Origin of the sequence: Mesobacillus campisalis (assembly GCF_000986785.1) — a bacterium.
GTDB lineage: Bacteria > Bacillota > Bacilli > Bacillales > Cytobacillaceae > Mesobacillus_B > Mesobacillus_B campisalis.
In genome coordinates this window covers 1-12,600 of the sequence record NZ_LAYY01000049.1, presented here as the reverse complement: position 1 = coordinate 12,600, position 12,600 = coordinate 1, and the positions used below count along the sequence as shown (strand labels likewise).

General features: G+C 46.8%; 14 protein-coding genes, 10 tRNA genes and 1 rRNA gene. 24 read left to right on the top strand and 1 reads right to left on the bottom strand.

All coding sequences use genetic code 11. The annotated features are described in order from the left end of the window. Positions 1 to 492: 492 nt before the first annotated feature. The 12 genes from alr to WQ57_RS21985 all read left to right on the top strand — a co-directional run bounded on the left by alr (position 493) and on the right by WQ57_RS21985 (position 9,893). Positions 493 to 1,668 carry an alanine racemase gene (gene alr, locus WQ57_RS22040; protein WP_338151917.1) on the top strand — a complete coding sequence of 392 codons (1,176 nt, stop codon included), beginning with the start codon at positions 493 to 495 and terminating at the stop codon, positions 1,666 to 1,668. A gap of 170 nt (positions 1,669 to 1,838) precedes the next feature. Then, a complete protein-coding gene (locus WQ57_RS22035; RefSeq protein WP_046525878.1) occupies positions 1,839 to 2,120 on the top strand; it encodes a CopG family ribbon-helix-helix protein in 282 nt (93 codons plus the stop codon). Positions 2,121 to 2,124: 4 nt separating this feature from the next. Continuing rightward, a complete protein-coding gene (locus WQ57_RS22030; RefSeq protein ID WP_046525876.1) occupies positions 2,125 to 2,475 on the top strand; it encodes a type II toxin-antitoxin system PemK/MazF family toxin in 351 nt (116 codons plus the stop codon). A 306-nt stretch (positions 2,476 to 2,781) separates the two neighbouring features. Beyond that, positions 2,782 to 3,615: an RsbT co-antagonist protein RsbRA gene (locus tag WQ57_RS22025; protein WP_046525875.1), complete on the top strand. Its 834-nt coding sequence runs from the start codon at positions 2,782 to 2,784 to the stop codon at positions 3,613 to 3,615. After that, complete coding sequence (locus tag WQ57_RS22020; RefSeq protein WP_046525874.1) at positions 3,612 to 3,968, top strand: STAS domain-containing protein; 357 nt, start codon at positions 3,612 to 3,614, stop codon at positions 3,966 to 3,968. Before WQ57_RS22025 ends, WQ57_RS22020 begins: the two co-directional genes overlap by 4 nt. Before the next feature lie 4 nt (positions 3,969 to 3,972). Beyond that, a complete protein-coding gene (locus WQ57_RS22015; RefSeq protein WP_046525873.1) occupies positions 3,973 to 4,374 on the top strand; it encodes an anti-sigma regulatory factor in 402 nt (133 codons plus the stop codon). Positions 4,375 to 4,385: 11 nt separating this feature from the next. Further along, positions 4,386 to 5,396 (top strand): PP2C family protein-serine/threonine phosphatase, encoded by a 1,011-nt coding sequence (locus tag WQ57_RS22010; protein ID WP_046525872.1) that lies wholly within the window; start codon positions 4,386 to 4,388, stop codon positions 5,394 to 5,396. 61 nt (positions 5,397 to 5,457) lie between these two features. Further along, positions 5,458 to 5,790, top strand: a complete 333-nt coding sequence (locus WQ57_RS22005) for an anti-sigma factor antagonist (protein WP_046525871.1) — start codon at positions 5,458 to 5,460, stop codon at positions 5,788 to 5,790. Next, entirely contained in the window at positions 5,787 to 6,260 is a 474-nt protein-coding gene (gene rsbW, locus WQ57_RS22000; protein ID WP_046525870.1) for an anti-sigma B factor RsbW, read from the top strand. The genes WQ57_RS22005 and rsbW overlap by 4 nt, the downstream gene beginning before the upstream one ends. Continuing rightward, positions 6,238 to 7,032: an RNA polymerase sigma factor SigB gene (sigB, locus tag WQ57_RS21995; RefSeq protein WP_046525869.1), complete on the top strand. Its 795-nt coding sequence runs from the start codon at positions 6,238 to 6,240 to the stop codon at positions 7,030 to 7,032. Before rsbW ends, sigB begins: the two co-directional genes overlap by 23 nt. Beyond that, positions 7,029 to 7,625, top strand: a complete 597-nt coding sequence (locus WQ57_RS21990; protein ID WP_046525868.1) for a PP2C family serine/threonine-protein phosphatase — start codon at positions 7,029 to 7,031, stop codon at positions 7,623 to 7,625. The genes sigB and WQ57_RS21990 overlap by 4 nt, the downstream gene beginning before the upstream one ends. 129 nt (positions 7,626 to 7,754) lie before the next feature. Continuing rightward, complete coding sequence (locus tag WQ57_RS21985) at positions 7,755 to 9,893, top strand: Tex family protein (RefSeq protein ID WP_193787120.1); 2,139 nt, start codon at positions 7,755 to 7,757, stop codon at positions 9,891 to 9,893. Positions 9,894 to 10,160: 267 nt separating this feature from the next. Here the strand turns inward: WQ57_RS21985 and cmpA are convergent, their stop codons facing one another. Further along, positions 10,161 to 10,280, bottom strand: coding sequence for a cortex morphogenetic protein CmpA (gene cmpA / locus WQ57_RS26800; RefSeq protein ID WP_156183201.1), 120 nt, complete (start codon positions 10,278 to 10,280; stop codon positions 10,161 to 10,163). An 85-nt stretch (positions 10,281 to 10,365) separates the two neighbouring features. Between cmpA and WQ57_RS21980 the strand changes: the two genes are divergently transcribed. The 12 genes from WQ57_RS21980 to WQ57_RS21925 all read left to right on the top strand — a co-directional run. Next, entirely contained in the window at positions 10,366 to 10,842 is a 477-nt protein-coding gene (locus tag WQ57_RS21980) for a SprT family protein (RefSeq protein ID WP_046525866.1), read from the top strand. Positions 10,843 to 10,972: 130 nt separating this feature from the next. Beyond that, positions 10,973 to 11,047: transfer RNA gene (locus tag WQ57_RS21975), tRNA-Asn, on the top strand. Positions 11,048 to 11,053: 6 nt separating this feature from the next. Beyond that, a tRNA-Ser gene (locus WQ57_RS21970) sits at positions 11,054 to 11,144 on the top strand. An 8-nt stretch (positions 11,145 to 11,152) separates the two neighbouring features. After that, a tRNA-Asp gene (locus tag WQ57_RS21965) sits at positions 11,153 to 11,228 on the top strand. Between the two features lie 4 nt (positions 11,229 to 11,232). Next, positions 11,233 to 11,307 (top strand) — tRNA-Gln (locus tag WQ57_RS21960). A 9-nt stretch (positions 11,308 to 11,316) separates the two neighbouring features. Beyond that, positions 11,317 to 11,392, top strand: a tRNA-Lys gene (locus WQ57_RS21955). Positions 11,393 to 11,406: 14 nt separating this feature from the next. Continuing rightward, positions 11,407 to 11,491: transfer RNA gene (locus WQ57_RS21950), tRNA-Leu, on the top strand. A gap of 64 nt (positions 11,492 to 11,555) precedes the next feature. Continuing rightward, a tRNA-Leu gene (locus tag WQ57_RS21945) sits at positions 11,556 to 11,641 on the top strand. A 63-nt stretch (positions 11,642 to 11,704) separates the two neighbouring features. After that, a tRNA-Arg gene (locus WQ57_RS21940) sits at positions 11,705 to 11,781 on the top strand. Positions 11,782 to 11,788: 7 nt separating this feature from the next. Beyond that, positions 11,789 to 11,865: transfer RNA gene (locus WQ57_RS21935), tRNA-Pro, on the top strand. A gap of 22 nt (positions 11,866 to 11,887) precedes the next feature. Continuing rightward, a tRNA-Gly gene (locus WQ57_RS21930) sits at positions 11,888 to 11,961 on the top strand. Between the two features lie 108 nt (positions 11,962 to 12,069). Continuing rightward, positions 12,070 to 12,600, top strand: a 16S ribosomal RNA gene (locus tag WQ57_RS21925); the annotation flags it as partial.

Here is a 12,600-nt window from a genome sequence, read left to right as displayed (position 1 = left end):
TTGGAGAGTACGGAGGAAAACCGGGTACTGAGAGTAGCTGTCAGAGCCCTTTTTGAAGAGTTCAGCGGAAAATCGGGCACTGAGAGTAGTCGTCAGCGCCCTCTTTGAGGAGTTCGGTGGAAAACCGGATACTGAGAAGAGTCGTCAGCGCCCTTTTTGGAGAGTACGGAGGAAAACCGGGCACTGAGAGCTTCCGTCAGTTCCTTTTTTGAGGAGTTCGGCGTGAAAACGGGGCACTGAGAGTAGCTGTCGGATCCCTTTTTGAAGAGTTCAGCGGAAAATCGGGCACTGAGAGTAGTCGTCAGGGCCATTTTTGAAGCGCTCGGGCCAAAAACAGTCCCTGATAGCCCTGACCTAGACCTGCATCCCAGCTCTTCAGCTAATCCCAGTCTCCGGGAGCACTCCGCATGCTGCTTTTCCTATTTGACATTTCCTCTGCAATGGTTTGATAATGGTACGTAAGTCATGAACGGATTAAGGAAGTGTGGGAACGTGGACGAAAAAGGCTTATTTTACCGGGATACATGGGCAGAGGTGGATTTGGACAGCATCGAGTCAAATGTGAGGAGAATCAGGACCCTGCTGCCTGAAAAGGTGGACATCATAGCGGTCGTTAAAGCCAATGCCTATGGGCATGGGGATATCAAGATTGCGAATGCGGCGATTCGGGCTGGTGCCACGATGCTCGCAGTCGCTTTTCTGGATGAAGGGCTGTCGTTGAGAAGGAAAGGGGTATCCGTCCCCATCCTTGTCCTGGGCGCAAGCAGGGCAGAAGATGTAAATGTGGCAGCCAATGAAAATATAACGTTGACGGTGTTCCAGGAGTCGTGGATTGAACAAGCGGCAGCAGTTCTGCTTCCGGGGAAAGAACTCTCTCTCCATATCAAGGTGGATTCCGGCATGGGCCGCCTTGGAGTGCGGAGCGAAGAGGAACTGCAATCAATGGAAGCCCGGCTCAAGGACGACCCGCGCTTCAGGCTGACAGGAATGTTTACTCATTTTGCAACGGCAGATGAACTTGATGGTCATTATTTTCAAAAGCAGCAAGCCCGGTTTGAGAAAATGATTTCGGTGCTTACCACCAAACCGGCTTGCATCCATACAAGCAATAGTGCAGCTGCCCTCCGCTATCCGGGTGCCTATTTTAGTGCTGTCCGGCTCGGAATTGCCATGTATGGACTTGCGCCATCGTTCGAAATCAAACCAAGCCTTCCGGTAGAGCTTACGGAAGCTTTTTCCCTGCATTCGCGGCTCACACAGGTGAAAAAGCTGCAAAAGGGCGACAAGGTCAGCTATGGGGCTACTTATGAGGCCGCGTCCGACGAATGGATCGGGACAATGCCAATCGGATATGCCGATGGCTGGCTTCGCCGGCTGCAGGGACAGGAAGTGTTAATTAATGGAATCCGGGTGCCGATTGTTGGGCGGATTTGCATGGATCAATGCATGGTCCGGTTGCCCGGGGAAGTCCCGGTCGGCTCGGCGGTCACTTTGATTGGCAAGCAGCAGGAAGAGAGGATTTCCATTGATGAAATCGCTGCGAAGCTTGAAACCATCAATTATGAAGTTCCATGCCTGATTTCTTCCAGGGTTCCGAGAGTGTATAAAAAGGATGGGAAAATCGTTGCGCTGAACAACCCAATTTTAAAAGGAGATTGCCCTTCCTGAAAATAACAAAGGAACAAAAATCATGCATAAAACCATATTTTTTTGGCGGATAATACAGTAGAATTGCCAATTCATCTTTGCATTTGCCTCAATAAATGTTAAGATTGAAAATGGTAGAGATATAAAAAGAGACGATACGTTTGTAGTGATGATGGTGGAGGTGTATGTTTGTGTCTGAATCCAGCGCAACAACTGAGATTTTGGTAAAGTTACCGCAGCATCTATTAATGGAATTGGATGGCTTTGCTAAACAGGAAAACGTAAACCGAAGTGAATTCATTTATCAGGCAACGAAAATGTATTTACGCGACAGGAAAAAGAGACAAATTCGTGAGTCCATGAGACGTGGCTACATGGAAATGGCCAAGATTAACCTGACAATCGCTTCGGAATCCTTCCAGGCTGAATATGAGGCAGAGCACACAGTCGAACGTTTAGTTAGCGGAGGTTAATCCTTTGATTGTAAAACGTGGTGACGTATATTTTGCGGACCTATCCCCAGTTGTTGGTTCAGAACAAGGCGGTGTCCGACCAGTACTTGTCATCCAAAACGACATCGGGAATCGGTTTAGTCCCACAGTTATCATTGCAGCGATTACAGCTCAAATCCAAAAAGCCAAGCTGCCGACACATGTTGAAATTGATGCGAAACGATACGGTTTTGAACGAGACTCTGTCATATTGCTGGAACAAATTCGTACAATTGATAAACAGCGTCTAACCGATAAGATAACCCATCTCGATGACGAAATGATGGAACGAGTGAATGAAGCCCTGCAGGTAAGTTTAGGTCTTATCGAATTTTAATCATTAAAACAAAGCGCTCTGTAAATAGAGCGTTTTTTTATTTTATTCCGGTGTTCACGGCAGATGGGACCATCATGCCTGATAAATGCAGGCTGGCATGATAAACTATTAGCGAAAGTCTGTTGCGCCCATGGATAAAATCCGGGATAAATACGCAAATTTATAATATTTGACGTAAGAAACAGAATGCCATTAAATTGGTATATAATAATAAGTAATTCTGTGACCGTTTTTCAACATATTGTGGTTTGAAATGATGTTCGGAAGGGTAAAAGAAAATCTTGTAAGGTTGAATGGGGGATGGATATGAATAAGCTGATATATGGTTTCATTGAAGAAAACAAACTAGATATCCTCAATGAATGGATTGAAACAACAAAAGATAATGCGGATGATCGAGTGCTTCGGGTCGTATCGGATCAGGTCTTTACCAGTACGAGCCGCGAGTTTGTGGACTTGATCATTTCCAATATAAAAGGAACGAAGGAAGATTACACTTCCCGCTTGACCGATTTTGCTGAAAAAGTCGTCCGCCTAGGCTGGCCGCTCACTTTTGTGACCAAGGGCTTACATACCTTTGGCGAGATTGTCTTTGAAAAAATGGAAAAAAGCGAGTTAGTTACAAAGGACAATCAAATGGAGGTCATCCGTGAGTTCGGCGCATGGATGACGCCGATGAATAACGAGATTGTCAGCGTTTATTCAACCACATGGGAAAAGACCGTTTCCTTGCAAAAAATCGCTCTGCAAGAGCTATCTGCCCCCCTGATCCCTGTTTTTGAAAAGATTACGGTAATGCCTTTGGTAGGTACGATTGATACAGAACGAGCCAAACAAATCATGGAGAACCTTCTCAAGGGCGTTGTTAAGCACCGGTCCGAGGTGGTCCTTATTGATATTACGGGAGTTCCAGTGGTTGATACGATGGTGGCGCACCATATCATCCAGGCAGCTGATGCGGTAAGGCTGATTGGTGCAAAATGCATCATTTGTGGCATTCGTCCGGAAATTGCCCAGACGATAGTCAGTCTTGGAATCGACTTAAACCAGCTTACCACTCAAAATTCCCTTCAAAAAGGAATCGAAACGGCACTGGAGCTGACAGATAGAAAAATTATCGTGATGGAGGGTGCAAAATGAGAATACCCATTTTAAAGCTTTACAACTGCCTGCTGGTATCCATTCAGTGGGAACTGGACGACCAAACGGCCCTTCAGTTTCAGGAAGATCTTTTGCATAAGATCCATGAGACTGGAGCCAATGGCGTTGTGATTGATTTAACTTCCATAGATTTTATTGATTCTTTTATCGCAAAGGTGCTTGGAGATGTGATTAATATGTCCAACTTAATGGGCGTCAAGGTGGTAATTACGGGAATCCAGCCTGCCGTTGCCATCACCCTGATTGAATTGGGGATTGGTCTTGACAATGTTCTTACGGCTCTAGATTTAGAAAAAGGTTTGGAGAAATTACAACAGGAATTGGGGGAATAACTGTATGAGCATCCAATCCTGTGTAACTATAATAAACGAATGGGACATTGTCGCTGCACGCCAGCTTGGGCGCAATGTTGCCAAAGAGCTTGGTTTCGGAATAGTCGACCAGGCGCGAATCACAACAGCAATCAGTGAGCTGGCGAGAAACATCTTCCTTTACGCAGGAAAAGGACAAATTTGTATTGATAAGCTGAATGAAGGCGGAAAGGTAGGCTTGGCTATCAATGCAACCGATAACGGTCCCGGCATCAGTGATATCCGCCAGGTCATGGAAGACGGCTTCTCAACCTCAGGTGGACTCGGAGCGGGGCTGCCAGGAGTAAAAAGGCTGATGGACCAATTTGATATCGAATCGTCTCCGGGTGATGGCACGAAGATAAAAGCGACTAAATGGCTTCGTTAGGGGGATTTAGCATGGATTTCCGAGAAATGATGGAATCACAGTATCGGGAACTTCTTGAAAATTATAGTAAAGAGCAGTCTGAGCAGGCCCTCTATTCCAGTCAGAAATTGAGCCGGAAAATAATCGAAAACAAGGTATCGCCTGAAGAGATTATCAGCCTGCATAAAAGCCTGCTGATTGAAATGCATCCCGAGGTCCCGGATTACGTGCTGCACTCCTTTGATGTGCTTCTCGAGATCATGATTGCGTTTGGCCTTGCCTATAGAGAGCATCAAAGCCTTCGCCATAAACAGGAGGAGCTTCGGTCCGAGATGGAAATTGCTGCGAATGTCCAGCAAACCTTGCTTGGCACCAAAGTTCCGGAAATTGAAGGCCTGGATATTGGGGCAATCAGCATTCCAGCCAAACACATGAACGGGGATTATTTCCACTTTGTCCTTGATGAAAACAACAATGTCAGTGTTGCCATCGCGGATGTCATCGGAAAAGGAATACCGGCAGCACTTTGCATGTCGATGATCAAATATGCGATGGACAGCTTGCCTGAACATAGAAAGGGACCAAGTTACATACTGGAGAATTTAAACAGGGTCGTTGAGCAGAATGTTGATCCCAGCATGTTTATCACAATGTTTTATGGAATGTATAATCCTGAAACAAATATTCTTTCCTATGCTTCAGCAGGACACGAACCGGGGTTTTATTATAATGCAGCAAAGCAGGAGTTTACGGAACTGATTGCGAAGGGACTGCTGCTGGGCGTTGAGAAAAGGACCAAATATGCGGAGTATCAAAAGGAAATCTTCCCAGGCGATATGGTGATACTCATGTCTGACGGCGTTACAGAGTGCAGGACAGATGACGGCTTCATTGACCGGGATACTTTGATGGGATATATCAATAAGTACATTCATTTAAGTGCTCAGGAAATAGTAAACCGGGTGTTCAAAGATTTGGAAAAGCTCCAGCATTTTCAATTAAGGGATGATTTTACCTTAATCATTCTGAAAAGAGAGGTTTAATACGCGCCCAGTGCGGGTAAATTTTAAAGAGCAATTTAATGCAAAAAAAGGTGGGTCAGTTATGAATATATCAATAGATGTTAAAGAGAAGGATCTTTTGGCTGAAGTCTCCGTTCAGGGAGAAATTGATGCTTATACAGCGCCTAAGCTGCGGTCAACCATTTTTCCGCTATCCGAAAAAGACGGCGTACAAATGGTTGTGGACCTATCAGGCGTCAATTATATGGACAGTACAGGACTTGGCGTATTTGTAGGTGTTTTCAAGAATGTCAAAGCCAATAATGGCCAATTCAAGATCGTCGGTCTTACCGAACGTCTCCAAAGGCTATTTGAAATTACCGGGCTCGCCGATATTATTGATATAAACAGCCAGATAGAGGGTGGAGTGCAATGAATCAGCCATTTGACTATATCGAAATGAAGATTCCGGCCAAACCGGAATTTGTCGGTGTCATCAGGCTCACTCTGTCTGGTATTGCCAGCCGGATGGGCTTTTCTTACGATGAAATTGAGGACTTGAAGATTGCGACGAGTGAAGCTTGTACGAATGCTGTGCAGCATGCCTACAACCAGAATGAACAGGGGGAGGTTGTCATCGGGTTTGGGCTGTATGAAGACCGCCTCGAGGTGATGGTTGCCGACAGCGGACAAAGCTTTGACTTTCATTCGGCTCGTCAAGGTCTTGGGCCATATGACCAAAATGCTTCAGTTGAATTCCTTCGTGAAGGAGGCTTGGGGCTGTATCTGATCGAAACGTTGATGGATGAAGTAAGAATTCATCACAAGGAAGGCGTAACGGTCTTTATGACCAAGTACAGAGACGGAGAGCAGGTGGAGATTGATGCAGAAACCATCTCAACCTAACCAAAGGTCAAAGGAAGAGATCAATGCGCTAATTAAAGCCTACCAGCAGAATGAAGACGATGAGGCCCAAAATCAGCTGGTGCTTCACTATCAGGCTCTTGTGGAAACCATTGCGCGAAAATACTCGAAAGGCAGGTCGTTCCATGAGGATATCTACCAGGTTGGCATGATCGGCCTTCTTGGCGCAATCCGCCGATATGACGAGTCTTTCGGCAAAAGTTTCGAGGCATTCGCCGTTCCGACAATCATTGGGGAAATCAAGCGCTTCTTGAGGGATAAAACATGGAGTGTCCACGTTCCCCGCCGGATTAAGGAACTCGGTCCAAAAATCAAGACGGTCGTTGAAGAACTCACAACCGAGCTCCACCGTTCGCCAAGGGTGGACGAGATTGCCAATGCTCTTGAGGTTTCAGAGGAAGAAGTCCTTGAAGCGATGGAAATGGGGAAAAGCTATCAGGCGCTGTCTGTGGACCACTCCATTGAGGCTGATTCAGATGGCGGTACCGTTACGCTTCTGGATATTGTCGGCAATATCGACACTGGGTATGAGAAAATCAACCAGAGGCTTGTCCTGGAAAAGGTACTGCATGTTCTGTCTGATCGTGAAAAAATGATTATTCAGTATACGTACCTTGAAAATATGAGCCAAAAAGAGGCTGGCGATAAACTTGGAATTTCCCAAATGCATGTTTCCCGTCTGCAGCGCCGTGCCATTAAGAAACTCCAGGAAGCCATCAATGCCGAGAACAACAACTCGGAGTTCATTACATGATTGAAAACCTGGAAAACAAGCTAGAGTTGATCGCTCACCAGATTACGAAAGAAGGCAATTCGCAATGTGGTGACAGCTATTTTTACAAGGCTACGAATGAATACTTTGTCTGTGTAATGGCAGATGGGCTTGGAAGCGGGAAATACGCACATGAGGCCTCGGAGGCGGCAGTATCCGTAGTAGAGCAATATCACCATGAAGACGTGGATGCCTTGATGAAGCGCTGTAACGCTGTCCTTTACCAGAAGAGGGGCGCGGCTGTCTCGATTATCAAAGTTTACTTTGAAAAGCGGGAGTTTGTTTACAGCTGCGTCGGCAATATCCGTTTTTTCCTTTACTCTCCTCAAGGCAAGCTTACTTATCCACTGCCAGTTACGGGCTATTTATCAGGGAAGCCGCAAGTGTTCAACACCCAGCGGTTCTTCTATGAACCAGAGTCCAAATTCCTGATCTATTCCGATGGGTTTAATATCCACAATGCTAAATCCCTGTTAAAAAGAAGCCGGTCCACACAGTCCATTGCAGATGAAATTAGGCGGGACCATCAAAATGTCTACGATGATGCAACATTTATTATTGGAAGCTTCCTGTAATGGAAGCTTCTTTTTTAGTGAGCGAATTTGTTAAAATAAAGGAAGGCTGATATTTAGCTTCTAATCAAATCAGTTGGAGGATGGTCACTTTTGAACCAAACAGTTGATAAGCAAGAGCAGTTTTTAAAAATGATTGCAGAGGAACAGTCGCTGAAAGTCAAACAAGTCCAAAACGTTATTACGATGATTGATGAAGGAAATACCGTGCCCTTCATTGCCCGCTATCGAAAGGAGCAGACTGGTGCCTTGGATGAGGTGCAGATTAGGAGCATTATTGATAGATGGCAATACATACAAAACCTTGGCCAGCGGAAGGAAGAGGTCATCCGTCTTATTGAGGAACAGGGGAAACTGACCCCCGAGTTAAAAATCGGCATCGAAAAGGCTGTTAAACTTCAGGAAGTGGAAGATCTTTACCGCCCCTATAAGCAAAAGCGGCGTACCAAAGCAACAGTTGCAAGGGAAAAAGGCCTGGAGCCGCTGGCAGAATGGATGCTTACCTTCCCGGTGAAAGGCAGCCTTGAGGAACAGGCAAGGGCTTACGTATCCGGTGAAAAAGGGGTGGCTTCAGTAGAGGAAGCCATTGCAGGTGCAAGGGATATTATAGCTGAGATGGTTTCGGATGATGCGGACAGCCGTAAATGGATAAGGTCGGAAACCTTTAAAAAGGGCTCCGTGCAGTCATCCGTAAAAGACGAAGAAAAAGACGAGAAGAATGTATATGAAATGTACTACGATTATGCAGAGCCAATCAGCAAAATAGTCCCCCACCGCATCCTTGCATTAAACCGGGGAGAAAAGGAAGATATTCTCCGTGTTTCTGTCAGGGTGGAGCAAGACTCCGTAATGAAGTATCTCCGCCGAAAGTGGATTGCCAGTGAACGATCCGTGACCGCAACTCCAGTAATGGAAGCGGTAGAAGATGCTTATAAGAGGCTGATCCAGCCGGCGATTGAAAGGGAAATACGAAACGAAATGACGGAAAGGGCTGAAGAGCAGGCAATCCACATTTTCTCGGAGAATCTTCGCAAGCTGCTGCTGCAGCCCCCTTTAAAAGGAAAAGTGGTGCTTGGGGTCGATCCTGCCTACCGTACAGGCTGTAAGCTCGCAGTTGTGGATGAAACAGGAAAAGTACTTGAAATTGATGTAATTTATCCGCATCTCTCGGCAGCAAGAGCGCAGGATGCCAGGGAGAAGTTCATCAAGATTCTTAAAGAGTACCAGGTCGAGATGGTGGCGATCGGGAATGGTACAGCCTCCCGGGAAACAGAGCAATTTGTTTCCGATATCCTGAAGGAAACCAAACAAGAGATTTATTATTTGATTGTCAACGAGGCTGGTGCCAGCGTGTACTCTGCTTCCGACCTTGCGCGGGAGGAATTCCCGGATTACCAGGTTGAAGAAAGGAGTGCTGTCTCCATAGCCCGGAGGCTCCAGGATCCACTGGCTGAACTGGTTAAAATTGACCCGAAATCTGTAGGAGTAGGGCAGTACCAGCATGATGTCAGCCAAAAGAAGCTTTCCGACTCACTTGCATTCGTCGTGGAAACAGCGGTCAATCAAGTAGGTGTCAATGTCAATACCGCCTCCGCCTCGCTCCTCCAATACGTATCCGGTCTCTCGAAAACAGTGGCCAACAACATTGTGAAAAAGCGGGAAGAAGAAGGCAAGTTTACGAGCAGGGCGCAACTGAAAAAAATTCCCCGGCTTGGAGCTAAAACCTATGAACAAGCGATAGGGTTTCTGAGAGTCATGGATGGAAGGGAACCGCTGGACCGTACTGGCATCCATCCTGAAAATTATCCGGAAGTAAAAGAATTGCTGAACAGGCTGGGCTTGAAAACAGCAGACCTTGGCTCAGCGGAACTAAGGGAACGGCTTTCCTCCCTGGATATAAAAAAGACAGCTGCGGAATTGGAGGTTGGCGAATTAACATTAAAAGATATCATCGATGCGCTTGTCAGGCCGGGCAGGGACCCGAGGGATGAATTGCCTGCCCCTCTGCTGAAAAAAGACGTGCTCAAGCTGGAAGATCTTAAGGCAGGGATGGAACTGCAGGGAACTGTTCGGAATGTGGTCGATTTTGGCGCCTTTGTTGACGTTGGTGTCAAGCAGGACGGCCTCGTCCATATCTCGAAGCTTAGCCGAAAATTCGTGAAGCACCCGCTTGATATAGTATCGGTTGGAGATGTTGTCACCGTCTGGGTTGACAGCGTCGACATGAAAAAGGGCAGGGTAGCATTGACCATGCTTCCTCCCGGAGAATAATTAAAAACAGATGCTTGACTGTTGGCGGAGGCGGAGAATTGTCCGGGAAACGTAAAATCAAGACGACAGGCGACTTAATTTGGACAGGGATGGTGCCAGGGTGGAGGAAGTTGTCCGAATCCAATCAGATTCTGCATCCTGCCCTCCTTTAACTGAAAAAAGACCTTATGAAAAGTCTTGCCCGAAAATAAACTAAATGAGACAACGCTCAAAAAGAAAGGCTGTCCAAAGATTCAGTGAAGGCTGAAGCTTTGGACGGCCCTTTTTTTATTGTGATAAACCCTGCTTCTTTCTATAGAAAAACCAGCACTGGTTTAAAAGCTTTATTTGGTATCGGTCCTTTTCATAAAACGCCCGCATCATCTGATTTTGGAACCAAACCGGCATACCGCATCCCTCCTGAATGATTAAGGGTATCCATAATATATGCTATAATGGGTTGTCATGTTTACGAGAAATGTAGGTGTAATGGATGGAAAATGAAGAGCTTCAAGCAATGGTGGAGAAAATATCATTAAAGGAGTTCGGCCGGCCGTTTCGCCATCAGGCCATGTTTAATCCAAGACTCCGTACAACCGGAGGAAGATATCTGCTGAGAAGCCACAATATCGAGATTAATAAAAAATATTTGGAGCAGCTAGGAGAAAATGAGCTTATTGGGATTATCAAACATGAGCTTTGCCATTATCATCTCCATTTGGAAGGCAAAGGGTACAAACACAGAGACCGTGATTTCCGGGAGCTCATGGAAAAGGTCGAAGCACCCAGGTTCTGTTCTGCCCTCCCTGAGGAGAAAAACAAAAGGAAAAAGCAAACTCGAGTCTTGATCTATCAGTGTACCGGATGCCATCTTGCTTACCGGCGCAAAAGATCTATCGATACATCCCGCTATGTCTGCGGAAAATGCCGGGGAGCACTAAAGTTGATGAAGACCTTGACATCTTCCTGATTCCAGCGCATAATAGTAAACCTGATGGTGACACCGCAACACTTTTTTAAAATAGCTTATTGACTTTTATGGACAGCCTAATTATAATATAAAGAGTCGACAACAGCTGTTGTTGCTTTTGATAAGTTATTCCGCAGTAGCTCAGTGGTAGAGCATTCGGCTGTTAACCGAACGGTCGTAGGTTCGAATCCTACCTGCGGAGCCATTTTACGGGGAAGTACTCAAGAGGCTGAAGAGGCGCCCCTGCTAAGGGTGTAGGTCGCGTAAGCGGCGCGAGGGTTCAAATCCCTCCTTCTCCGCCATATAATTTGGTCCCGTGGTGTAGCGGTTAACATGCCTGCCTGTCACGCAGGAGATCGCGGGTTCGATTCCCGTCGGGACCGCCATTTTTGGGCTATAGCCAAGCGGTAAGGCAACGGACTTTGACTCCGTCATTCGTTGGTTCGAATCCAGCTAGCCCAGCCATTTTTATTTGAGCCATTAGCTCAGTCGGTAGAGCATCTGACTTTTAATCAGAGGGTCGAAGGTTCGAGTCCTTCATGGCTCACCATTTTCATATCGTTTGCGGGTGTGGCGGAATTGGCAGACGCACCAGACTTAGGATCTGGCGCCGCGAGGCGTGGGGGTTCGACTCCCTTCACCCGCACCATAAATTACCTCTTGATTTTTGCTTCAAAGAAGAGTATAATTACTTCTTGTTGATAAACAAAAATGCGGTCGTGGCGGAATGGCAGACGCGCTAGGTTGAGGGCCTAGTGGGGGCAACCCCGTGGAGGTTCAAGTCCTCTCGGCCGCACCATAAAAAAACACTTGACAGCCATAATTGCTGTATGGTATCATGTAAAAGTTACTTATAAAATATGCGCCCGTAGCTCAATTGGATAGAGCGTCTGACTACGGATCAGAAGGTTATGGGTTCGACTCCTTTCGGGCGCGCCATATTTACCGGGAAGTAGCTCAGCTTGGTAGAGCACTTGGTTTGGGACCAAGGGGTCGCAGGTTCGAATCCTGTCTTCCCGACCATCCGGTAACTCATAATAATAATGCGGGTGTAGTTTAGTGGTAAAACCTCAGCCTTCCAAGCTGATGATGAGGGTTCGATTCCCTTCACCCGCTCCAAATTGCTCTTTGAAAACTAAACAAACAAGCGTCAACAAACAATAATATTCATGGCTTCTATTATAGGAGTACATGAGCCAACGTTTTATTTTATGAGCTAATCACTCTTTATTGGAGAGTTTGATCCTGGCTCAGGACGAACGCTGGCGGCGTGCCTAATACATGCAAGTCGAGCGGACTTGAGGGAGCTTGCTCCCGATGGTCAGCGGCGGACGGGTGAGTAACACGTGGGCAACCTGCCTGTAAGACTGGGATAACTCCGGGAAACCGGGGCTAATACCGGATAATTCATTCCCTCACATGAGGGAATGCTGAAAGACGGCTTTTGCTGTCACTTACAGATGGGCCCGCGGCGCATTAGCTAGTTGGTGAGGTAACGGCTCACCAAGGCCACGATGCGTAGCCGACCTGAGAGGGTGATCGGCCACACTGGGACTGAGACACGGCCCAGACTCCTACGGGAGGCAGCAGTAGGGAATCTTCCGCAATGGACGAAAGTCTGACGGAGCAACGCCGCGTGAGCGAAGAAGGCCTTCGGGTCGTAAAGCTCTGTTGTCAGGGAAGAACAAGTACCGGAGTAACTGCCGGTACCTTGACGGTACCTGACCAGAAAGCCACGGCTAACTACGTGCCAGCAGC